Source organism: Longimicrobium sp. (assembly GCF_035474595.1).
GTDB lineage: Bacteria > Gemmatimonadota > Gemmatimonadetes > Longimicrobiales > Longimicrobiaceae > Longimicrobium.
The window spans coordinates 1-21,436 of the sequence record NZ_DATIND010000024.1 but is presented as its reverse complement, the minus strand read 5'-3'; the positions used below and the strand labels follow the sequence as shown (position 1 = coordinate 21,436).

At 71.9% G+C, this 21,436-nt stretch carries 20 protein-coding genes; all 20 read right to left on the bottom strand.

Features of this window, described 5'->3' with window-relative positions; genetic code table 11:
- Positions 1-5: 5 nt before the first annotated feature.
- Positions 6-551, bottom strand: coding sequence for a shikimate kinase (locus tag VLK66_RS03800; protein ID WP_325308045.1), 546 nt, complete (start codon positions 549-551; stop codon positions 6-8).
- Between the two features lie 216 nt (positions 552-767).
- Positions 768-1,976, bottom strand: coding sequence for a chorismate synthase (aroC, locus tag VLK66_RS03795; protein ID WP_325308044.1), 1,209 nt, complete (start codon positions 1,974-1,976; stop codon positions 768-770).
- A gap of 74 nt (positions 1,977-2,050) precedes the next feature.
- Complete coding sequence (locus VLK66_RS03790; protein WP_325308043.1) at positions 2,051-4,609, bottom strand: hypothetical protein; 2,559 nt, start codon at positions 4,607-4,609, stop codon at positions 2,051-2,053.
- Positions 4,610-4,647: 38 nt separating this feature from the next.
- Positions 4,648-6,435 carry an AMIN domain-containing protein gene (locus tag VLK66_RS03785; RefSeq protein WP_325308042.1) on the bottom strand — a complete coding sequence of 596 codons (1,788 nt, stop codon included), beginning with the start codon at positions 6,433-6,435 and terminating at the stop codon, positions 4,648-4,650.
- A gap of 32 nt (positions 6,436-6,467) precedes the next feature.
- Positions 6,468-7,127, bottom strand: a complete 660-nt coding sequence (locus VLK66_RS03780; protein ID WP_325308041.1) for a hypothetical protein — start codon at positions 7,125-7,127, stop codon at positions 6,468-6,470.
- Positions 7,111-7,737 (bottom strand): type 4a pilus biogenesis protein PilO, encoded by a 627-nt coding sequence (locus VLK66_RS03775; protein ID WP_325308040.1) that lies wholly within the window; start codon positions 7,735-7,737, stop codon positions 7,111-7,113. Before VLK66_RS03775 ends, VLK66_RS03780 begins: the two co-directional genes overlap by 17 nt.
- The gene (locus tag VLK66_RS03770; RefSeq protein WP_325308039.1) at positions 7,737-8,495 is read right to left on the bottom strand and encodes a PilN domain-containing protein; all 759 of its coding nucleotides are present in this window, start codon (positions 8,493-8,495) and stop codon (positions 7,737-7,739) included. Before VLK66_RS03770 ends, VLK66_RS03775 begins: the two co-directional genes overlap by 1 nt.
- Before the next feature lie 46 nt (positions 8,496-8,541).
- Entirely contained in the window at positions 8,542-9,588 is a 1,047-nt protein-coding gene (pilM, locus tag VLK66_RS03765; protein ID WP_325308038.1) for a type IV pilus assembly protein PilM, read from the bottom strand.
- A 140-nt stretch (positions 9,589-9,728) separates the two neighbouring features.
- The gene (locus VLK66_RS03760) at positions 9,729-11,003 is read right to left on the bottom strand and encodes a hypothetical protein (protein WP_325308037.1); all 1,275 of its coding nucleotides are present in this window, start codon (positions 11,001-11,003) and stop codon (positions 9,729-9,731) included.
- Positions 11,004-11,005: 2 nt separating this feature from the next.
- The gene (locus VLK66_RS03755; RefSeq protein WP_325308036.1) at positions 11,006-11,902 is read right to left on the bottom strand and encodes a type II secretion system protein; all 897 of its coding nucleotides are present in this window, start codon (positions 11,900-11,902) and stop codon (positions 11,006-11,008) included.
- Positions 11,889-12,293 carry a type IV pilus modification PilV family protein gene (locus VLK66_RS03750; RefSeq protein WP_325308035.1) on the bottom strand — a complete coding sequence of 135 codons (405 nt, stop codon included), beginning with the start codon at positions 12,291-12,293 and terminating at the stop codon, positions 11,889-11,891. Before VLK66_RS03750 ends, VLK66_RS03755 begins: the two co-directional genes overlap by 14 nt.
- Positions 12,283-12,750, bottom strand: coding sequence for a GspH/FimT family pseudopilin (locus VLK66_RS03745; protein ID WP_325308034.1), 468 nt, complete (start codon positions 12,748-12,750; stop codon positions 12,283-12,285). The genes VLK66_RS03750 and VLK66_RS03745 overlap by 11 nt, the downstream gene beginning before the upstream one ends.
- 143 nt (positions 12,751-12,893) lie before the next feature.
- Positions 12,894-13,358 (bottom strand): GspH/FimT family pseudopilin, encoded by a 465-nt coding sequence (locus VLK66_RS03740; RefSeq protein WP_325308033.1) that lies wholly within the window; start codon positions 13,356-13,358, stop codon positions 12,894-12,896.
- 615 nt (positions 13,359-13,973) lie between these two features.
- Positions 13,974-15,335, bottom strand: a complete 1,362-nt coding sequence (locus VLK66_RS03735) for a sigma-54 dependent transcriptional regulator (protein ID WP_325308032.1) — start codon at positions 15,333-15,335, stop codon at positions 13,974-13,976.
- Positions 15,332-16,531 carry a sensor histidine kinase gene (locus VLK66_RS03730; protein WP_325308031.1) on the bottom strand — a complete coding sequence of 400 codons (1,200 nt, stop codon included), beginning with the start codon at positions 16,529-16,531 and terminating at the stop codon, positions 15,332-15,334. The genes VLK66_RS03735 and VLK66_RS03730 overlap by 4 nt, the downstream gene beginning before the upstream one ends.
- 82 nt (positions 16,532-16,613) lie before the next feature.
- Positions 16,614-16,814 carry a hypothetical protein gene (locus tag VLK66_RS03725; protein WP_325308030.1) on the bottom strand — a complete coding sequence of 67 codons (201 nt, stop codon included), beginning with the start codon at positions 16,812-16,814 and terminating at the stop codon, positions 16,614-16,616.
- Between the two features lie 271 nt (positions 16,815-17,085).
- Complete coding sequence (locus tag VLK66_RS03720) at positions 17,086-18,594, bottom strand: APC family permease (protein ID WP_325308029.1); 1,509 nt, start codon at positions 18,592-18,594, stop codon at positions 17,086-17,088.
- Positions 18,595-18,792: 198 nt separating this feature from the next.
- Positions 18,793-19,617, bottom strand: coding sequence for an energy transducer TonB (locus VLK66_RS03715; RefSeq protein WP_325308028.1), 825 nt, complete (start codon positions 19,615-19,617; stop codon positions 18,793-18,795).
- Positions 19,618-19,810: 193 nt separating this feature from the next.
- Positions 19,811-20,233 carry a hypothetical protein gene (locus VLK66_RS03710; protein ID WP_325308027.1) on the bottom strand — a complete coding sequence of 141 codons (423 nt, stop codon included), beginning with the start codon at positions 20,231-20,233 and terminating at the stop codon, positions 19,811-19,813.
- A complete protein-coding gene (locus tag VLK66_RS03705) occupies positions 20,223-20,942 on the bottom strand; it encodes a ribonuclease HII (RefSeq protein ID WP_325308026.1) in 720 nt (239 codons plus the stop codon). Before VLK66_RS03705 ends, VLK66_RS03710 begins: the two co-directional genes overlap by 11 nt.
- Positions 20,943-21,436 lie beyond the last annotated feature (494 nt).

Sequence of the window (21,436 nt, the reverse complement as noted above, 5' to 3'; positions counted from 1 at the left end):
TTTGATCAGGCCGGGCCGCCACGGGCCCGCAATTCAGCTTCGATGATCGCCGCCACCTGGGCGGGCGAGCGTGCTTCGGTCGTCAGGTGCAGCGCGGCGCGGGCGTACAGCGGCGCGCGCTCGTCCAGCAGCCGGCGGGCCGCGGCCAGCGGGTCCGGCCCGGCCAGCAAGGGGCGTTCCCCCGGCCTGGACGCCGCCCGCCGCACCGCCTCTTCCGCGGAGACCTGGAGCCACACGGAAAGCGTCCCCGCCCCCAGCGCCTCCAGGTTCTCCGCGCGGGTGATCCACCCCCCGCCGGGCGACAGCACGATGCCGGAGCGGCGGGCAGTCTCCCGCGTCGCCTCCGCCTCCATCTCCCGGAAGCGGGCCTCGCCGTCCGCGGCGAAGATCTCGGCTACGCGGCGCCCGGCGCGGCGCTCGATCTCGCGGTCCAGGTCCACGTGCGCCCACCCCAGGAGCCGCGCCAGCTCCGCCCCGGTCTCCGTCTTCCCCGCCGCCATGAAGCCCAGCAGCACGACGCGTTCGATGGGGTTCTGCGGATCGGCGGGCATGCGGCGCGAGGCGGGTTTGCTTTGAAACTACAAGGCTCGGGCGTGTTCCGCGCCCGAGGCGCGGACCCGGGCTGCGCGTCCGAGCGCTCGCGCCGCCCTCACCCCGCGCCGGAGGGCGCGACCCTCTCCCGGTACGGGAGAGGTGGACGGCCTAGGCCGGCCGGAGAGGGCGCGATGCCGCGGAGACGCACCGTCTCCACTCCCGCGCGGAGTTCCTCACGCCCCCGCGAACACCCCGCGCTCGCGGATCCGCTCCAGGTAGCCGTCCAGGTTGCGGCGCACCTCGGCCAGCGAGTCGCCGCCGACCTTCTCCAGCAGCGCGTCGGCCAGCACCATCGCCACCATCGCCTCGGCCACCACGCCGGCCGCGGGCACGGCGCAGACGTCGGAGCGCTCGCGCACGGCCTCCGCGCGCTCGCCGGTGCGCAGGTCCACCGTCTCCAGCGGCTGCATCAGCGTGGAGATCGGCTTCATCGCCGCGCGGACGATCACCGGCTGCCCGGTGGTGATCCCGCCCTCCAGCCCGCCCGCGTTGTTCCCCGCGCGGCCGTATCCCCCGCCCCGCTCCAGCGCGTCGTCCAGCCGGATGGCGTCGTGCACGCGCGACCCCGGCCGCATCGCCGCCTCGAAGCCCAGGCCGATCTCCACCCCCTTGATCGCCTGGACCGACATCAGCGCGCCCGCCAGCCGCCCATCGACCTTCCTGTCCCAGCTCACGTGCGAGCCCAGCCCCGCGGGCACCCCGCGCGCCACCACCTCCACCACGCCGCCCAGCGTATCCCCCGCGCGCTTCGCGGCGTCGATCGCGTCGATCATCCGCCCCTCGGCTTCCGCGTCCAGGCAGCGCACGGGAGAGGGATCCGACGCGGCGTTCAGGTCCTCCGGCATCTCGTCCGGCCGCCCGGCCACGATCCCGCCGATGGAGACCACGTGGCTCCCGACCGTGATCCCCGCCTCCGCCAGCAGCCGCTTCGCCAGCGCGCCGGCCGCCACGCGCGCCGCCGTCTCGCGCGCGCTGGCGCGCTCCAGGATGTCGCGCGCGTCGGTGCGGTCGTACTTCAGGCTTCCCACCAGGTCCGCGTGCCCCGGGCGCGGGAGGAAGACGCGGCGCATGGCCTCGTCGTCGCCCTCGTTCTCCACCGGCGCGGCCGACATCGCCGCGGTCCAGTTGGCCCAGTCGCGGTTGCGCACGAGGAGGGTGACGGGCGAGCCCAGCGTTTCGCCGTGCCGCACGCCGGAAAGGATCTCCGCGCGGTCGCTCTCGATGCGCATCCGTCCGCCGCGGCCGTAGCCCCCCTGGCGGCGGCGCAGCTCGCGGTCGATCTCCTCGGCCGAAACCGGCACCCCGGCGGGAAGCCCCTCTACGATCGCGGCCAGCGCGGGCCCGTGGCTCTCGCCGGCGGTGGTGAAGCGGAAGCGGGTCATCATACGCGTGAAAGAAACAGCGGGGGCCCGGCCGACGCCAGACCCCCGCCCGTCAAGGACACCTGCGCCGGAGCTTACGGCACCAGGTCGGCGTTGGTGATGCTGAGCGCCAGCACCCCCCGGGTGGTCAGCGCGTAGATGCGCAGCGCCACCGATCCCGGGTCGCCCGGCGCGCGCGGCGCCACGGCCAGCGCGCCCACCACGGGGTCGCGCGTGTACACGCGCTTCACCCGGAAGAAGTTGAAGTTGTCGATCACGTCCACGTACGGCGCCTTCTCGTCGATCCCGCTCACGAACGAGAGGCGGAAGCTGCCGCCGGGATAGCCGGCGTTGGCCGGGTGCATGGCCACGCCGCCCGTGGGCGAGCCCGCCGCCACCACGCCCTGCAGGCGCAGGCTGGGCCCGAAGTAGTAGGCCTGGCTGCCGCGCGCCACGCCCAGCGAGCCGTCGAAGTTGATCCCCAGCCCGATCACCCGCTCGGCGGCGTTGCTGATCAGGTCCTTTACGTCGCCCACCAGGATCAGCGAGTCGCCGCCGGCGGGCGCGAAGAACATGGGGATGCGGGCGTTGATGCGCGCGCCCTCGCCCACCGCGATGTAGTTGCGGTCGCCGCTGGCCGCCACGAAGGTGGTGTCGCTGAAGCCCACCTCGGTGATGTTGGCCCCCACGTCCACGCGCGTGTCGTACTTCCCGCCCGCCGCGTTGGGCGGAAGGTTGCGCAGCACCAGCAGCGAGTCGGCCACGTCGCTGGGGCGGCCCTCGATGCAGGGCGGGCTGGTGGTGTCGCCGAAGCGCTTGCGCGGGCACACCAGCAGCGTCTTGGCCGCGGTGAAGAAGGCCGAGTCGGCGTTCACCACGATGGCGCGCCCCGGCGTGTGGCGGTCCACGTAGCCGGTGAAGATCTCCGAGCGCAGCTTGCGCGCGTCGTAGATGCGCACGGTGCCGTTGGTGTCGGCCAGCGTGGGCTTGGTGCTGTACACCAGCAGCCCGTTGCTGGCCTGCGCGATGAACTGCGGGCGGTCGGAGTAGTCGTACAGCACCACCGTGTTCACCGACTGCCCGGGGTCGGGCGAGAACTCCACCGAGAACAGCCGCTCGTTCTCGGTGAAGATGCGCCTCTCCTGCGACTCGGCCAGCACCGCGCCGTTCAGCGGGATCACCGAGATGTTGGTGCCGCCGCTGTTGGCCACGTACAGCGAGTCGCGGAACCGCCCCAGCGCCAGCCCCCAGGGCTCCGACCCCACCCGCACCGGCGCCGAGTAGGTGGTGGAGCCCAGCGGGATGACCTCCACCCGGTTGCGGGTGAAGTTCGACATGTACACGCGGTTGCTGTCGGCCAGCAGGTCGGCCAGCACGTCGCCCTGGTTGGGCGGCGGCACGGTCAGCCCGCGCGCCACGAAGGTCAGGTAGTTCCACCCCGCCACGTTGGCCACCCGCCCGCCCGCGGCCGCCGCCACGCACGGCTGGCTCTGCGGCGTGTTGGGCGACACCGCGGCCCCGCAGTTCCCCGCCGGGTCCACCGCCCACGCGGTCACCGCGAAGCGCAGCGACACCGTGTCCAGCCCGGTCAGCGGCACCCCCGTGAGCAGCACCGCCATCGAGTCGGCCGACGCGCGCACCTTGCGCGTGAACGTGGCCAGCGTGTCCTCGCCCCCGGCGCGCGGCCGGATGGCGAACACCGTGATCCCCAGCGTGTCCACGCGGGTCAGGTCGGTGGCCTGCGCGGTGATGTGCAGCGTGTCGTCGGCCTCCACCCGCCCGGGAACGTCGGCGTTGAAGGTCACCTGCGGCGCCGCCACGTCGGGCTGCGAGGGGCGGATGGTGACCGCCACCGGCGTGCTGGTGGCGTCCTTCCCGCCCGCGGTCGTCGCCACCGCCACCACCGTCTCGGTCCCCTGCACCGCCGTGCCGCCCACGGACGCGGGCACCAGCACCACGAAGGTGTCGTTCACCGCCTGCAGCGCGGGCGAGATCGTGACTGTGGTGTCGAAGGTGAAGGCCCCGGTGCCGCGCACCCGCACCGAGCGGATCAGCTGCGCCGAGTCGACCGCCAGCACGTTCACGGGAATGGTGGTGCCGCCGAAGAACTCGGCCCCCGCCAGCGGCCCCAGGATCTGCACCCGCGGGCCGCCCAGGTTCACCAGCGTGGTGTCGGCCTTCTGGTTCCCCGCCGTGTCGAAGGCGATGACCACCACGCGCACGTTGCTGGCGCGCGACGAGTCGGACACCGGGTCCAGGAAGCGCTTGATCACGGTGTCCTTCACCGCGGTCGAGGTGCCGCCCAGCCGCACCGTCTTGGCCACGTAGCGCGCCACCGAAGTGTCGGTGCCCAGCTCCACGCTCCCGCGCTGCTCGAAGGCGCGGATGACCACCGAGTCCAGCGCCACGTTGTCGGTCACGTGCGCCTGCACGTACAGCTGCTCGCCGACCGCCACGTTCGAGGCGCTGTCGGGCTTCTCGAGCGTTACCGTGGGCGCGGTGGCGTCGGTCTGGCCGGAGCTGCCGCCGCCGTTGTTTCCGCCGCCCGGCGGGGTGCTGAATGCGTTGCTCCCCTCGCAGGCCGCCAGCACCAGGCCGGCGGCCACAAGGGCAATGAAAGGTGCGGCCAGGCGCCGCCGGAATGCACGGGCCAAGAGAAACCTCCGTGGGTGGGAACTGCCGTGCCGGGAGATCAAGGAGTCTCCTCGACGATGTGGGGCGTGACCATGATCAGCAGGTCACGCTTGACCTCCTGGCTGTGGCTCGTGCGGAAGAGCGAGCCCAGGAAGGGAATGTCCATCAGGAAGGGGATGCCGGTGCGCGACTGCGTGACCTCGGTCACCGTCAGCCCGCCGATCACCGCGGTCTCGCCGTCCTTCACCATCACCCGCGTGTCGCCCTGCTGCTGCAGGAACTGCACGCCGATCTCGCCGGCCGCCGGGGCGGCGCTCGAGCGCTCGGCGTGCAGCTGCAGCAGCACGCGGCGGTCGTTGGTCACCTGCGGGGTCACGATCAGGCGGATACCCGTCTCCACCAGCTGCGCGGTGGCCCGCGGCGCCGCGTTGGCCGAGGTGGTCCCCACGTTGGTCGAGCCCAGGTCCACCACGCGGATGGGGGTGCGCTCGCCCACCCAGATCTGCGCCTCGTGGTTGCTGGTGGTGGTCACCACCGGCGCGGCCTGCACGTCCGACAGCTCGGCGCGCTGCAGCGCCTCGATGAAGTTGATCAGCGTGTAGCGGCCCAGCACCAGCGAGGTCAGCACCTGCAGCGCCGGGTCCTGCACGCGGGTGTTGGCGTTGCCCAGCGCGGCGATGGAGCTGCCGCCCAGCGACACCACGTTGTCGTTGGTGGTCGTGGTCGGGTCGGTGGGGTCGGGAACGCTCACCACCTTGTTCAGCGAGTTCCCGCGCGAGTCCTTGATGTCGTAGACGATCCCCAGGTCTTCGGCGTCGGTGCGGTTGATGAACACGATCTTGGCCTGGATGGCCACCTGCGGCGTGCGCACGTCCAGCTGCCCCACCAGCCGCTCGAAGTCCTCCACCACGCTGGGCACGTCGGTGGCGATCAGCGTGTTCGTGCTCTTGTTGATGCTCACCGACCCGCGGTCGCTCTTCAGCGCCTCGAGGGTGCTCTGCATCTCCTCCACCGGCACGTAGTTGATGCGGAAGGTGCGGGTCACCAGCGGCTCCAGCGTCTCGCGCTCGGCCAGCTTGGTGATCTGGTCCACGCGGATGATCCCGCTCTGGGGGTCTTCCTGCGCCGCCAGCCCGTACGCCTGCAGCAGCGAGCGCAGCGCCAGGTCCCACGGCTGGTTGGTGAAGGTCACGTACTCGACGCGGATGCCGCCCACCTCCGAGCCGGGCACGATGGAGCGCCCGGTGAGCTCGGCGAAGGTGGCCAGCACGTCGCGCATGTCGGTGTTCTCGAAGGTCACCGTGATGGGCCGCGCGCGGCTCCGCTGCTGCACCTGCGTGGGCGCTTGACGGCTGGTTCCGGTCGACACCTGCGAGGTGTTGGGGTTCGGCGCCGCCGGGCGCTCCGCGGCGCGCGCGTACTGGCTGGTCCCTGAATTCCACGGCTGGAAGGCCTGCGAGCCGGACTCCAGGGTGATCTTCAGCCCGTCGGCCGAGCGGGTCACCGCGTAGCGGTAGTCGCGCTCCAGGTCGATGACCACGCGCACCACGTCGGGCGCGTGCTGGCTGGTGCGCACCCCCTTCACCCCGCCGCGGTCGATCCCGTCGTAGCGGCCGCCGGACAGCCCGCTGCGGGCGCCCTGGATGTCGACCACCACGCGGGGCGGGCCCTGCAGCGGGAAGTCGGTCCAGCGCACGTCGCCGCCGGCGATCTGCACGGTCAGCTCGGTGCGCCCGTCGCGCCCCTCCAGCCTGAGCGCCGAGACGTCGCCCTCTGCGGGGCGCGGGGCGTTCGCCGCCGCCGCCAGCGCGGGCACCAGGAGCGCGATCGCAAGATTGCGCAGCATCGTTCGGTTCCTTGCGTTCGGGTTCGGCCGCATCACGGGTGACCGGTCGTGGTGTACGTGGGGCTCCGCGGGTTCACGGAGCGCTGCGGGGCCGGCGCCGCCGGCGGGGAAGCCTGCGCGCCGCGGCGCAGCACGCGCGGCGCGGCCGGCTGCGCCGCCGGGGCGATGGTCACGGGGATCTGCTGCGCGGCCGGCGCCTGGTCGGCCGCCACCGCCTGCTGCTGCCGCGCGGTGCGCTGCAGCAGCACGGTCTGCAGGCGGCTGCCGCCGAACTCGTCCACCCGCACGTCCACGCGCTGCGGCCAGATGCGGGTGACCGTCATGGTCCCCAGCCGCTGCCCCTGGTGCAGGCGGTAGCGGCGCGCGCTGTCGCCCTCGGCGAACACCGCCACCGAGCGCCGCGCGTCGGGCGAGTAGATGATGGCGGTGAGCCGCAGGTCCTCCACGCGGAAGCCCAGCTCGGCCGCGGTCAGCAGCGGCTGGAACGGGTCGGGGCGGCCGCCGCGCTGGTAGCGGAACACCTCGCGGCGGTACACGTCGCCCGCGGGAAGCGTGGCCGTCGAGGCCGCGTCGGGCGCGCCCGCGGCGAGCGGCGACGCGGCGGGCGCGGGGGCCGGCGCCTGCGCGGCCAGCGGCGCGGCCAGCGCCAGCACGGCCATCAGGGCGAGGGCGGGATTATTCGGCTTTCGCATCGCGGAGCGGCGCGGAGGGGATCACGTAGGTTTCGATGGAGAAGCGGGCCTCGAGCTTGGGCGGCCCCTCCACCCCGGGGGTGCCGCGCTGCGCGGCGGCGGCCGCCGCGGGGGCGTTGGCCGGAGTGGCCAGCCGCAGGTCCACGGGCGTCACGATGCGCGGCAGCGAGGCCACGCGCGTCAGGAACTCGCCGATGTCGTGGTACTGCCCCAGCACGGCCATGTCGTAGATGCGCTTGGTGTAGTAGCGCTCCTCGGTGGCCGACACCGGCTGGATCAGCGAGATCTCCACCCCGGTGCGCTGCGCCTCGGCGCTGATGGCGTCCAGCAGGTCGGGAAGCTCCTCGCTGCTGGGGATCAGCCCCTCGACCACGGCCAGCTGCCGGCGGAACAGCTCCAGCGCCTCCTCGGGGCTGGTGGCCCCGCGGGTGAGCCCGCGCGCCCGCGAGTTCGCCTGCTGGATCGCCGCCAGCTGCGTTTCCAGCTCGGCGTTCTCGGCCTGGCGCGGCGAGTAGAACTGCATGTAGGCGAAGCCCGTGACCACGGCCAGCAGCAGGGCGCCGTAGATCAGGTTCTTGCGCGTCTTGGGGTCCAGCGGCGGTAGCGCCATCAGTGCACCGGGACGACCGGAACGGTCTCGACGAGGGTGGAGTCGGGCTGCTCCCAGCGGGCCTCGAGGGTGAACTTCAGGTAGGTGCGCCCCTCGGTCACCGTCTGCTCACTGGTGACCAGCGCCACGTCGCGGATGAAGGCGCTGGCCTCGAGGTTCTTCATGAAGCGGGTGAGCGCCTGCGTGGTCGCGGCCGCGCCCTCCACGTTGAAGGCCGGCGGGGGCGGCGGCGGGGCGATGGCCACCTTCCCCGTGTCGCCCGCGGCCTTGTGCGAGGTGTCGCCCGCGGCGGGCGCGGGCGCCGGGGCGGCGCCGGCCGGGCGCGGGGCCGCGGCGGGGCCGGCGGCCGGGGCCTCGGCGGTCACCTTGGTGAGCCAGGTGTACGGCGGCACCGCGCGGCTGATCTCGTCCATCAGGTGCGGCCACACGTAGCGGCGCCCGTCCACGCTGCGGATCACCGCCATCTTCTGCTCGATGGTGTCGCGGCGGCTTTCCAGGCTGCGCATGAGCGTGATGGTGCGCGCCAGCCGCACGCTGTCCTGCCGCTCGCGGTCGATCTGCGCGTTCAGCTCGTCGCGGTGCGTGCCCTGCTTCCAGAAGCCGAAGGCCCCCAGCGCCAGGATGAGCACCGCGGCCCCCGCCAGCGCGGCCACGCGCGGGTCGGCGCCCGCCACGGGAAGCCCCAGGGCGCGTTCGCGCCGGGCGGCCGGGCGGCGCTGGGCGCCGCCGCCGCTGGGGAGAAGGTTGATCTCGATCAAAGGAAGAATCCCCGGGTGTGTGGGACCGGTCGTGGGCGGCGGCCGCTCAGGCCGCGCTCCGCAGCGCCAGCCCGACCGACAGCATCAGCATGGGCGCCAGCTCGTCCACCGGCATTCCCGCGGCGGCGCCGGGGCGCACCCGCAGGCGCTGCAGCGGGGTGGCCACCTCGGTGCGCGCGCGCAGCCGCGCCGCCACCACGTCCACCAGCCCCGGGATGCGGGCGCCGCCGCCGGTCACGTAGGCGCGCTGCAGCCCGCCGCCGGCGTCGCTCACCGCCAGGAAGGCCACCGCGCGCTCGACCCCCACGGCCAGCTCCTCGCACCCCTGCGCCAGCAGCTCGCGGAACTCGCGGGTGCGCTCGCTGCGCCCCTGCAGCACCGCCTCGGCCTCGTCGGCACTCAGGCCGTGCAGGCGGCGCAGCTCCTCGCGCAGACGGCGGCTGCCGAAGGGGATGTCGCGGGTCAGGATCAGCGTGCCGTCCTGCAGCACGTTCACCGTGCTGACCTCGTGGCCCACGTTCACCAGCGCCACGATGCCGGTGAGCGCCTCGGGGTAGTTGTACTCGAAGGCGTTCTGCAGCGCGCAGGCGTCCACGTCCACCACCGCGGGAGAAAGCCCCGCGTCGCGCAGCAGCCCCACGCGCCCCTCCACCAGCTCGCGCTTGGCGGCCACCAGCAGCACGTTCATCTGCAGCCCGTCGTCCAGCGGGTCCAGGATGTGGAAGTCCAGCTGCACGCTTTCCATGTCGTACGGCACGTGCTGCTCGGCCTCCCAGCGGATGACCTCGCGGGCGTCGGCCTCCTTCATCCGGTCCATGGCGATCTTCTTCACCATGACGTCGCGGCCGCCCACGCTGCTGACCAGGCGGCGCGGCTTCAGCTGCGCGGTGTCGAAGAGAAGGCGGAGCGTTTCCACCACGATCTGGGGGTCCATCACCTCGCCTTCCACGATCGCGTCGGGAAGGAGCGGCGTGTGCGACACGTGCACCAGCTCGGGCTCGGGGCCGGAGTGGTCCACCACGGCGACCTTGATCAGGCCGCTGCCGATGTCGAGCCCCACCGTGGTACGGTTGCGGCGTAGGAACGAGACCATTGGACGCGCGAAAGGGTCCGTCGGGCTGCGCCGCAATGGTGCCGCGGCGGGGGGCGGTTAGGCGTGGTCGGTGTGGGGGGATGGCGAGAACATAGCGCGGGGTCGTGCGGGCGTCAAGCACGCCCGCACATGCCGCTTTCTCACCGCACCAGCTCGAACCATGCAAACGTAGGTGCCACAAGCGCTTGTGGCATGGTGTCGATACGCCCGCTGTTGAGGGCGTTTTGCGCTGCCGTGATGGAGCACTTGTTGTAGCGGATCACCGCGCGCCCCTGCACGTTGTCTTCCACGGTGCTGGCCGCGCCGAACGCCACCACCGTGCCCTCGATCTTGCCGTCGAACTGCCCGCCGCCGCCGCCCACGGTCAGGTCCTTCTCCACCAGGATGATGCCGCGGAAGACGAAGTTGCCCTGGATCTTCAGGCTGCCGTTCACGACGATGATGATCCCCTGCCCGTAGTCGCCGTTGATGGTGACGCTGCTCCCCTCGGCGTCGATGGCCACCACCACCCGCCGCGCGGTGTCGGCGGTGAACGTGCTGCCGTTCACGCACGACTGCGTGGTGCCCAGCAGCTCGTAGTACGGGCACCCCCAGTTGTAGATGGTGTCGGTGGGCGAGACGTGCGTGGAGTTCACGCGCGTCTGGCTCCAGTCCGGGCGCCCGAACCGCGGGCCGAACTTGATGTTCGCGTACTTGGTCAGCGAGTCCAGCGTCATCCCGTGCCCCAGGATGAAGCTCTGCAGCGTGTCCTTGCTGACGGCCGTGGTCACCGACTTCCCCTCGATGGTGGCGCTGTTGCCCACCGTGTCCACGCTGGCGCCCGCGGTCACCTGGATGGCGTACTTCGAGGTGTCGCCCTCGGCGCAGCCGGACTGGTTGGTGCGGCCGTTGGAGATGGTGGCGTTGCCGGCGATCTTCAGGTCGCCGCCCGAGGTGGCGCCGGCGTCGATGTTCAGCAAGATCTTGTTCAGCGTGCGCTGCACCCGCACCAGCGCGCCCACCCCGCGCCCCGCCGTGTCGGGGCTGGCGATGATGGAGTAGACCTCGGTGGACTGGGTGGTGTTGGCGTTCAGGTCCACCACCTGCCGGCTGAGCCGCGCCAGCGTCATGGTGTAGGGCTTGCCGCCGAAGGTGAAGGCGGCGGTCCCGTCGGCGAACTTGTTGACCACGCCGGAGCCCAGCCCCGCCTGCTGGGCCACGTAGCTCTCCAGCGCGCCGTCGGCGCTGAACAGGCTCTTCGAGGCGTCCTTCTGCCCCGAGCTCACCGCGAACTCGGTTCCCGAGGTCAGCAGCACGGTGGTCACCAGCAGGGTCACGGCCACCAGCCCCAGCAGGGCCAGCGGGAGCGCGATCCCCCGGCTGCCCAGGACGCTGGGGCGGAGGAGCGCGCGGGCGCTGCGGAGAGCGCGGATCATGGTCAGTTCCTCAGCTGGACGGAGGCCGACAGCTCGTCGACCTGGTTGGTGCGGCCCTTCGTGCGGCTGGCGGCCTTCACCCTGATGCCGATGCGCGCCACCTGCTGCAGGTTGGCCAGGGTGGTGCCGGGCGCCGCCAGGGCGGCGCCGTTGGCCGTGAAGTAGGTCAGCTGCAGCCCGTCGGCGCCGGTGAGCGGCCCGGCCAGCGGCTGCTGGGTGGTTCCGTCGCCCACGCCCAGGCTGCGATAGATCCACCACTCGGTGCCGTCCTGCCTCACGTCGTAACGCACCCACTGGTACAGGTACAGCGTGTTCCCCGCGGGAACCGCGGGAAGGTTGGCGCCGTTGATGGTCACCCCGCGCACGGTGGCTCCGTCGCCGTTGGGACGGATGCCGATGCAGGCGTTCCCGGCCGCGTTCAGGTCCAGCGTGACGATGCTGTTCACGGTGGCGCGCGCGGCGGCGTCGGGGTTCGGGTTGGGGGCCCAGACCGGCGCCGCGTCGGTCCCGGTGTTCCCCAGCACGCCGGTGGCGGTGTTCACCTCGAACATCAGCGCCCCCGCGTCGGGAACGTCGGGGAACACGGCGAAGCGCTGTGCGGCGCTCCCGCCGCCGCACGACACGCCCCAGGCGCGCGGGACCAGGAACGAGATGCCGTCGGCGTCGGCGCGCACCAGCCCCGACGCCTGGGCCGCGCGCAGCTCGCTCGACAGGATCTCCAGCGCCCCGCGGGCGTTCTGCTGCACCTCCTGGCGGGCGCTCTGCACGGCGGCGAAGCGGCCCTCGCCGCGCACCACCTCGAAGATCACCCCCCCCAGGAGCACGGCCAGCACCATGGCCACCAGCACCTCGACCAGGGTGAAGCCCTCGCGGCCCAGCCGGCGGCTAGCGGACGACATTGGAGGTCACGTTGATGCTGTCGGACGATTTCACCACGCCGGCGCCGCTCACGGGGGGCAGCACGCGCACCTTGATGGTGTACAGGGTGTAGGTGGTGCCGGCCACCGCGCTGGTGGTGATGGTGCGGAACACGCGCACCCCGCTCGCGGTCGTGCGGTTCTGGCTGTTCACCACGGGCGGGGTGCGCTGGATCTCGTTCAGCGTCTGCTCCATCTCGTCGGTGGCCAGCGCGGCGTAGGTGCTCTGCACGTCGGCGCGGCGCACGGCCGCGGCGGCGCCGATCCCCATCGACTCCAGCGCCAGAAGGCCGATGGACAGGATCAGCATGGCGAAGAGCACCTCGATCAGCGTGAAGCCCGCGTCGCGGCGCGGGGCGCGCTCAGTATCCACGGTAGATCCTTCCCACTCCGGAGATCGTGAGGGTGGCGCTGTGGCCGCCGCGGCTGGCGGTGAGCGTGCTGGTGGTTCCCGAGGTCATCCCGCGGCTGTCGAAGCTGATGACGGCCGAGTGCGGGGTCAGCTCCAGCCCCGGATAGTTGGTGGAGAACGCCACCGTCTTCAGCGTGGTGGGGGTCCCCGCGGGGTCCACCACGATGGTGTACGACTTTCCGTCGGCCGAGATGGTGGTGGTCACGCGGCGCGCGGTGCGGATGGCGCGCATGCGGGCCACGGCCAGGTCGGTGGCCACGCCGTTCAGGCCGCCCTCGATGGAGCTCACCTGGACCATCCCCTGGATCCGGGGAAGGGCCATGGCGGTCAGGAGGGACATGATGACCAGGACGATCAGAATCTCGGCCAGGGAGAAACCCTCCCGGCCGGCGCTGGGGGCGCGAGCAGGTGTCGGCATGCCACCGCGGCAAAGGAAGCTTTGTGCCGCCGCAAAAATCGTTGCGGTACAAAGGTTTCCGTGCTGACACGCAAGTGCGTAGCAGCCACATCGTTGCCGGGGGTGGAAAAGATTTCCGGATCATTGCGTGTTGCGGCGCCGCTTCAGAACCGCCGGTAGATGCGCCCCACGGCCGAGATGGTGAGCGAGTCGCGCACCGTTCCGTCGACCGCGCGGACCGTGCGGTTGTTGTAGGGCGCCAGCAGCCCGTGCGAGCCGAAGGTCACGCTGTCGGAGTTGGAGCTGGAGTAGCAGGCCGGGTAGTCGTCGGGCATGCCGCCGCGGCGAAGCGGGGCGGCGCTGCCGCGGCGCGCCACCACCCAGGCGCGCCCGCCGCCCTTTCCCGGGCAGCGCGCGTCGCGCACGAAGCGCAGCACCGTGGGCCGGGCGGTGCGAACCGCGGTGATGCGCGTGTACTCCAGGTCGCCCGCCAGCCGGTTCAGCGCGGCGCGCACCCGCTCGCGGCGGATGACGCCCTCCAGCCGCGGAACGGCCATCGACACGGCCACCGACGCGATCACCAGCGTGACCAGCACCTCGTGCAGGCTGAACCCCGGACTCTTCCGCACGACCGCCTCCCCTCCCGCGTCCGCCCCAACCCCCGCGCACCCGCCATCCGGCAGGGCGCCAAGCGAGTGTGCACACGATACACTTCACCTGTCCGGACCGCAAGTTTCCCGACCCGGCCGCTTTCGAGCGGCTGGGTTTCGGCAGGCTCTTAGGACCCGCCGCTCACCCGGACTGCGGATATCCGAAGATGGGGGTTGGGATTACGAGCAGGGAGAAGGAAGAAGCGGAAGGATGAGGAAAGATGGGAATATCCGCCGCTGTCCAGAAAATCCGATAATTCCAGCACACCCGTGTCCGCAAGGGCGCGACGGCTGGACAACAGTCGGACATCGGGAAAACGGACGGTGAGGAGACGCGACTGCGTGAGGGATGCGCGCCCGGAGGGCCGGGACCCCGCCGCGCGCGACGGATGCAGAGGAAAATGTCCGGATGTATGTAGCGCGGTGGGGGCCCGGCGCCGTTGGGCACAGTAGTATCGTGCCCTACGGCGCGCGCAGCCCGTTTGGGCGCCTCAGCGCCCAACACGCCCAAGTAAAAAGAAGTGCGTGAGTGCGGAAGTGCGGAAGTGCGTTGGTCGTTCGCGCGAATCCGAGCGCACTCACGCACTTCCGCACTTATTCCAGGCCGTAGTCGTGGATCTTGTACGAGAGCGCGCGCACCGACAGGTCCAGCAGCTCCGCCGCGCGGGTGCGGTTGCCGTTGCAGCGCTCCAGCGCCCGCTGGATGAGCGTCTTCTCCAGCGCGGGAAGGCGGCGCTTCACCGACAGGTCGCCGTCGTCGTCGCTCAGGTCGAAGAGCTGGCGGCCGGTGCGCACGTGCGCCGGCAGGTGCTCCTCGCCGATGTCGCCGCCGGACAGGACCAGCGCGCGCTCGATGGCGTTCTCCAGCTCGCGCACGTTCCCCGGCCAGGCGTACGCGGCGAGGACGGGAACGAGCGAGCGCGGCAGCCCCGGCGTGGTGATGCGCAGCCGCTCGGCGTGGCGGCGGAGGAAGTGCTCGGCCAGGAGCGGGATGTCTTCCGGGCGCGTGCGCAGCGGCGGAATGTGGATCTGGACGACGTTGATGCGATAGAAAAGGTCGTCGCGGAAGCGGCCGCCCTTCACCTCGGCCACCAGGTCGCGGGCGGTGGCGGCAAGGACGCGCACGTCCACCGCGCGCTCGCCGGTGCCGCCCACGCGGCGGATGGTGCGCTCCTGCAGCACGCGCAGGAGCTTCACCTGCAGCGGCATGGTCAGCTCGCCGATCTCGTCCAGGAAGAGCGTGCCGCCGTCGGCCTCCTCGAACAACCCCTCGCGCGCACGGTCGGCCCCGGTGAAGGCGCCCTTCTCGTGGCCGAAGAGCTCGCTTTCCAGCAGGTTCTCGGGGATGGCGCCGCAGTTGACCGCCACGAACGCCGCGTCCCTCCGCGGGCTGGCGCGGTGCACGGCGCGCGCGACGGCTTCCTTGCCGCTCCCGCTCTCCCCCGTCAGCAGGACCGTCGACGGAAACGGGGCCACGCGCATGGCCAGGTCCATCACCTCGCGCATGGCCGCGCTGGCGCCCACCACGCCCTCGAAGCCGGAGACGTGCGCCACCTCCTTGCGCAGCCGGGCCACCTCGCGGCGCAGCTGCTCGCGCTCCTGCGCCTTGCGCAGGGTGAGCAGCACCTCGTCGGCGTTGAAGGGCTTGGAGATATAGTCGTACGCGCCGCGGCGCATGGCCTCGACCGCCGTGTCCAGCGTGCCGTACGCGCTCATCATCACCACCAGCCCGGTGCCGCCGCCCTCCACGTAGCGGTCCAGGAACTCCAGCCCGCCAAGGCGCGGCATGCGCACGTCGCAGAGCACCAGGTCCGGCTGGTCGCCCAGCGCCATCCTGAGCCCCGTCTCGCCGTCGTCGGCCACCTGCACCTGGTATCCCTCGTCGCGCAGGATCAGGAGCAGGGTGTGGCGCAGCCCCGCCTCGTCGTCGATGACCAGGACGCGTGGTTGGCTCACGTGGGCTCGGGGCGGTGGGTGGGGAAGGAGAGGGTGAATACGGCGCCCCCGCCCTGGGCGGAGGTGGCCTCGATGCGTCCGCCGAAGTCTGCCACGGTGCTGGCGACGATGGCAAGGCCCAGCCCCGTGCCCTCGCCCGGCGCGCGGGTGGTGAAGAAGGGGTCGAAGATGGCGTCGATGTGCTCGGGGGCGATCCCCGGCCCGGTGTCGGCCACCACCACGCGCACGATCTCGGCCCCCTCGGCGATGATCTGCGCGTCGCGGTGCGTGCCGTAGCGCGGCCGGCGCAGGTGCGCGTAGCTGACACCGGGCGGGTCGCTGGCGCGGCGGAAGGGGATGGGGCGGCCGGGGTGCCAGCGGTCCAGCATGGTACGCACGGTCAGCCGGCCGCTGCCGTTCATGGCCAGCCGCGCGTTGTCGAAGAGGTTCACGAAGATCTGGTCGGCGAAATGCGCGTCGGCCAGCACCGGCGGCAGCCCCTCGGCCAGCGAGGTGTCGACCTCCACCCCGCCGAGCGTCCCCTGCTCGCCCAGCATCGCCAAGACGCGGGCGATGGAGGCGTTCACGTCCACCGGCTCGCGGCGCGCGGGGGCCGGGCGCGAGTAGTCCAGCAGCCGGCGGACGATGACGTCGATGCGGCGCGTCTCGCGCTCGACCCCCGCCAGCAGCTCGGGATCCACGCCGCGGCGGCGGAGGACGGCGGCGTAGCCCAGCAGCGCGCCCAGCGGGTTCCCCACCTCGTGCGCCATCCCCGCCGCCAGCCGGCCGATGGAGGCCATCTTCTCGGCCTGGACGAGGTCGTACTGGGTGGCCAGCAGGAGGCGGTTGGTCTCGTCGAGCGAGCGGACGTTGTCGGCCAGTGTTTCCTGGTTGTGCAGCAGCTGCTCGGTCATCCGGTTCAGCGCGCCGTTCAGCGCGGCGATCTCGCGCGTGTCGCCCTGGGGCGCGCGGCGGCCGAAGTCGCCGCCGGCGATGGCCTCGGCGGTGGCCACGGCCTCGCGGAGCGGATGGACGACCAGGCGGTCGATGAGGATGCGGCCCAGGAGGACGAAGACGGCGACGTCGACCGCCACCAGGAGGAGGAGCACCCACGAGGGGCGCGGCCCGGCGATGCGCAGCACGGTGTTCGTCCACCACGCCAGCAGGAGGGCGGCAACGGCCAGGAAGGAGAGGTTGAAGAGGAGCTCCGCACGCAAAGAGCCCCGGCGCCGGCCGGGGCTCTTTGCCGGGGCGGCGGCCGCGGAGTCGCCGGCCCGGCGCCGCGGGAGCCCGCCCGCCTCAGACGGCGGCGGGCTCCCCGGCACGAACGCTGTCACGGGATACCGGCTTCCTGCGCGGGCCGCCATGGGCCTGCTTCTCGATGTGGTGCCAGATCCTGTCCACCACGGCCCCGGTGGGCTGCTCCCACCCGATGCGGCCTTCGGCCTGGACGGCTTCCAGCGCCCTGCGCAGCGCGTGCTTGCTGACCGGCTTCCTCATGGTACCTCCCGCGGGCTGTGCGTCTTGCGCGCTCCCGCGCCTCGTGGGTCGGCGGGGAGCCTCGTCTCCATTGACCTGCATTCGTACAGTAATCCCCGCCGCGCCCGCGCGCGAGGGGGAAGACCTGACGCCGGCCCGGGCATCTCCGCGTTTCTCCCTGCGACCGTTGATCTCACGCGGAGACGCGGAGACGCGGAGGTGGCGGGCATGCACCTCCGCGTCTCCGCGTCTCCGCGTGAGATCCAGCGATCCTGGAGGAACGGAGCAGCGTCTACGAATCCGACACCACGGCCGGCTTGCGGATGGCGCGCCAGACGTAGTAGACCGGGATGCCCAGGAGCACGATGGCCAGCCCCGCGAAGGTGTACTGCGGCTTGGCGAAGAGCAGGATCACCGCGATCGACAGCGCGGCCAGCATGTACAGCGCGGGGATGACCGGGTAGCCGAAGGCGCGGTACGGGCGCTCCATGTCGGGGCGCTTGGCCCGCAGCGCGAAGAGCGCGACCATGGTCATCACGTAGAACACCAGCGCCGCGAAGATCACGTAGTCCAGCAGCTGCCCGTAGCTCCCGGTGAGCGTCAGGAACGCCGTCCACACCCCCTGAACGCCCAGCGCCCACACCGGCACGTGCGTCTTGTGCGAGATGCGCCCCGCCCGCTCGAAGAACACGCCGTCGCGCGCCATGGCGTAGTAGACGCGCGCGCCCGCCAGGATCAGCCCGTTGATGCAGCCGAAGGTGGAGATGAGGATGGCCCCCGCCATCAGGTACGCGCCCACGGGCCCGAAGATGTGCTGCAGCGCCAGCGTGCCCACGCGGTCCTGCGGCGCCGTCTGGATCTGCGACAGCTTCAGCGTGGAGAGGTAGGCGAAGTTGGCCAGGACGTAGATCAGCGTGACCCCGCCCGTTCCCAGCGCCAGGGCGATGGGAAGGTTGCGCTGCGGCCGCTCCACCTCGGCGGCGGCGAAGGTGACGTTGTTCCACGCGTCGGCGCTGAACAGCGAGCCCACCATCGACGCGCCGAAGGCCAGCGCCAGCGCGGGGAAGGCCAGCGTCATCCCCAGGAACGGCGTGGGCGTGGTCCCATGCGGCAGGTCGGCCCAGAAGTGCCCGAAGTTGCCGGTGATGGCCGCGGCGTTGCGCCCCACGGTGAGCCCCAGGATCACCAGCCCCAGCAGCGCCGCGGTCTTGGCCGCGGTGAAGATCCGCTGGATCCACTTGGCCTCGCGCAGCCCGCGCATGTTCACGTACGTGAGCAGCGCGATGATCACGATCCCCACCACCCGCTGCGGGCTGAGCCCCAGCTCGATCTCGCCGCCGGGCATGGGGATCTTGCCGAAGCTCACGAACAGGTCCGGCGAGACGGCGGGGATGAAGACGCCCAGGAACTTGGCGAAGGCCACGGCGACCGCGGCGATGGTCCCCGTCTGGATGACCATGAACAGCGTCCACCCGTACAGGAAGCCGGGGAGGTTCCCCAATCCTTCCCGCAGGAAGACGTACTGCCCCCCGGCGTGCGGCATGGCGGCCGCCAGCTCGCCGTAGCTCAGCGCGCCGAACACGGTGATGAGCATGGTGGCGATCCACACCGCGATCAGCCCCCCCGGCGAGTTCATGGTCCGCGCGATGTCGGCGGAGACGATGAAGATGCCGGATCCGATCATGGACCCCACGACCAGCATGGTGGCGTCGACGAGCGACAGGGCGCGCTTGAACTCGCCCTCGGAGCTGGTGCCGGGCGCCCGGCGCGGCGCGGCGGGGGCGGATGCGGGAGGGGGCATTCGGGTCGGCGGGTGGATGTGGATAGGGGAACGGATCCGTCGGGGGATTTCGGAACCGAAGTCCTGAGTCCTAAGTCCCAAGTCCTAAGTCCCAAGTCCTAAGTCCTAAGTCCTAAGTCCCAAGTCCTAAGTGGACCAGCCAGAATCTCTGCAGTTTCACTTAGGACTTGGCACTTGGGACTCAGGACTTCTTTTCTTCTACAGACTTACCGTCACGTCGATGTTGCCCACGACCGCGCGGTTCGTGGCGACCTCGCGCGCGGGGGTGAACTTCCAGTCGCGCGCGGTGCGCTTCAGCTGGTCGTCGTAGCCGCGGCTCCCCGTGGGCGTGAGCAGCTCCACGTTGGAGACGTTGCCGCGCTCGTCCACGGTCAGCCGCAGCACCACGTCCTTTCCCTTGGCCGAGCGCGGCGCGTTGGGCGGCGGCAGCAGCAGCAGGTCGGTGCGCGGCGGGGTGATGAGGTTGGTGCCCCCGCCGGGGCCGTTCCCCGGGCCCGTGCCCGAGCCGTTGCCGGGGCCGTTCCCCGAGCCGTTCCCGCCGCCGGTGCCGCTTCCGCTCCCCGGTCCCTGCCCCGGCCCGGCGCCGGGCCCCTGGCCCGCTCCCGGCGACGTTCCCGCGCCCGCGGGTGCGGGAACCGGCGCGGCCGGGGCGGGCGCCGGCTTCGGCGTCACCGTGGGCGGAACCGGCACGGGCGGTGGAGGCGGCAGGACCACCGGCGGCACCAGCGCGTCGGGCTCGGGCGGTGCGGGGGGTGGAGGCGGCGGTGGCGGGGGAACGTCGTAGTAGCTTACCTGCTCGCCCCCACCGCCGCCACCCCCGCCGCCCGCGTCCGGGCCGCTCACGCGGTCCTGGCGCGAGCCCTCGCCCGCCAGCAGGATCGTCTGGCGGAAGCCGAAAAAGAGCACGAAGACGATGGCCGCGTGCACCAGCACGGCCACCGCCATCCCGCCAGGAGACGGGCGCCCTTCCTTCTTCGTCCTGCCGACGACCTCGAACACGCCCGGCTCCGCTCCGCGTTTCACCGCCCGCCGACCATCGGCGGGCATCCCACCTGATACCAGCTTCAACGGCTGGTGTTTCCGATGGATGCCGCACGAGCCGTGCGCGGACGAACCACCTGGACCTCACGCGGAGCCGCGGAGACGCAGAGGAACCGCGGCTCTCTGCGTCTCCGCGGCTGTGCGTGAGACAAACAACGGGATCGGGGGATGGAGATCAGCTCGAGCGCGCGGCGGCGGCGCGGGCCTCGCGCGAGGCGATGCGGCCGCCGATGGCCGCGGCCACGATCTGGAGCAGGAGGAGGCCGGCCGCGTAGGCGCCGCCCACGCTCCAGCTCTCGGCGTCCAGCAGCGCGCCGGGAATCAGGTTCACCAGCAGCCAGACCAGGAGGGAGACGAGCGCCATCCCCACGGCGTAGAGGATGGGCGCGGCGCCGGCGCGCCAGCCGACGTACCATCCGCCCGCCATGAAGCCGACCGCGGTCGCCAGCAGCCCCCACGCCGTGCCGCCCGTGCCCTCGCGGTTCAGCAGGCCCACGGCGATCATGGCGAACACGGCGAGCGAGACCACCGCGGCACTGATGAACCAGCCCAGCAGCAGGGTGCCGGGGCGGACGTTGCTCAGATGCTCAGTTTGCATCGGCGGCGAGCTCGGCCACGTTCAGCATCTCCTCGAAGGTGTACTGCACCGGCTGGAAGCTCTGCCGGTGGTGGCGCGTGGGGCCGTGGCGGTCCAGCGCGTCCAGGTGCTCCGGCGTGCCGTAGCCCTTGTTGCGCTCCCACCCGTAGTGGGGATGGCGCACCGCCAGGCGCTCCATCAGCCGGTCGCGCGTCACCTTGGCCAGGATCGACGCGGCGGCGATGCAGTGCACCTTGGCGTCGCCGTCCACGATCGCCGTCTGCCCCTCCAGCCCCAGCTCGGGAACGGCCAGGCCGTCCACCAGCAGGTGCCCGGGGGGGCAGGCCAGGCGGCGGATGGCGCGCTCCATGGCCAGCGCGGTGGCGCGGCGGATGTTGATGCGGTCGATCTCCGCCGGGCTGGCCGCGCCCACCCCCCAGCAGATGCAGGAATCGACGATGCGGTCATAGAGCGCGAGGCGCTTCTCGTGCGTGAGCTTCTTGCTGTCGTCCACCCCGTCGATCCAGCACCCCTCCGGCAGGATCACCGCCGCGGCCACCACCGGCCCGGCCAGCGGCCCGCGCCCCACCTCGTCGACGCCGGCCACGTGCAGGCAACCGCCCTCCCAGAACCCGAACTCGGTCGCGAGCAGCTTGCGCAGCCGCGCGGCGGTCGGCTTCCGCGCGCGCTTCGGCGTCTTCCTGCGAGGCGGTTTCTTCGCGGCGGGCACTTCAGGCGCGGTCGGGTGGAGAGCAGGGGGATGAAGATGGACGGAGAATGGATACCCAATTCCGCGCGCGGACACAACGGGTTGACAACGATGCCGCAGGGAGGGGGAACTCACCGCGGGACGGAGCTCGATGCGACTCCGCGGCGCCGCGCCCTCTCCGGCCGGCCGAGGCCGTCCACCTCTCCCGTACCGGGAGAGGTAGCCATCCGGCATCGCCGCCACACGGAAACTCTTCCGCCGCCAGAAGTTGCAGGCCCCCACGCATGCCGGACAGCCCCCCTCGCCCGGGACGGGAGAGGGCGAGCGCTCTCAGGCGCGGGGTGAGGGCGGCGCGAGGCCCGCGGACGCGCACCTGCGTGAGATTCCATGTGAGCGAGGCCGCCGTGGTGATAAGCTGAACCTGGAGGAAGTCACTCAACCAGGAGGAGCTTATGGGAACCACGACGGCCTCGGGAACCGCGGCGGGCGGGGACACGCTGGTGCTGGCGATCGGC

Bases quoted from the DNA above. Each gene is read 5' to 3' on its own strand.
- VLK66_RS03785 (WP_325308042.1), bottom strand. From the start codon at position 6,435: ATGCTGCGCAATCTTGCGATCGCGCTCCTGGTGCCCGCGCTGGCGGCG.
- VLK66_RS03800 (WP_325308045.1), bottom strand. From the start codon at position 551: ATGCCCGCCGATCCGCAGAACCCCATCGAACGCGTCGTGCTGCTGGGC.
- VLK66_RS03710 (WP_325308027.1), bottom strand. From the start codon at position 20,233: ATGCAAACTGAGCATCTGAGCAACGTCCGCCCCGGCACCCTGCTGCTG.
- VLK66_RS03760 (WP_325308037.1), bottom strand. From the start codon at position 11,003: ATGATCCGCGCTCTCCGCAGCGCCCGCGCGCTCCTCCGCCCCAGCGTC.
- VLK66_RS03720 (WP_325308029.1), bottom strand. From the start codon at position 18,594: ATGCCCCCTCCCGCATCCGCCCCCGCCGCGCCGCGCCGGGCGCCCGGC.
- VLK66_RS03745 (WP_325308034.1), bottom strand. From the start codon at position 12,750: ATGCCGACACCTGCTCGCGCCCCCAGCGCCGGCCGGGAGGGTTTCTCC.
- VLK66_RS03725 (WP_325308030.1), bottom strand. From the start codon at position 16,814: ATGAGGAAGCCGGTCAGCAAGCACGCGCTGCGCAGGGCGCTGGAAGCC.
- aroC (WP_325308044.1), bottom strand. From the start codon at position 1,976: ATGACCCGCTTCCGCTTCACCACCGCCGGCGAGAGCCACGGGCCCGCG.
- pilM (WP_325308038.1), bottom strand. From the start codon at position 9,588: ATGGTCTCGTTCCTACGCCGCAACCGTACCACGGTGGGGCTCGACATC.
- VLK66_RS03755 (WP_325308036.1), bottom strand. From the start codon at position 11,902: ATGTCGTCCGCTAGCCGCCGGCTGGGCCGCGAGGGCTTCACCCTGGTC.
- VLK66_RS03775 (WP_325308040.1), bottom strand. From the start codon at position 7,737: ATGGCGCTACCGCCGCTGGACCCCAAGACGCGCAAGAACCTGATCTAC.
- VLK66_RS03780 (WP_325308041.1), bottom strand. From the start codon at position 7,127: ATGCGAAAGCCGAATAATCCCGCCCTCGCCCTGATGGCCGTGCTGGCG.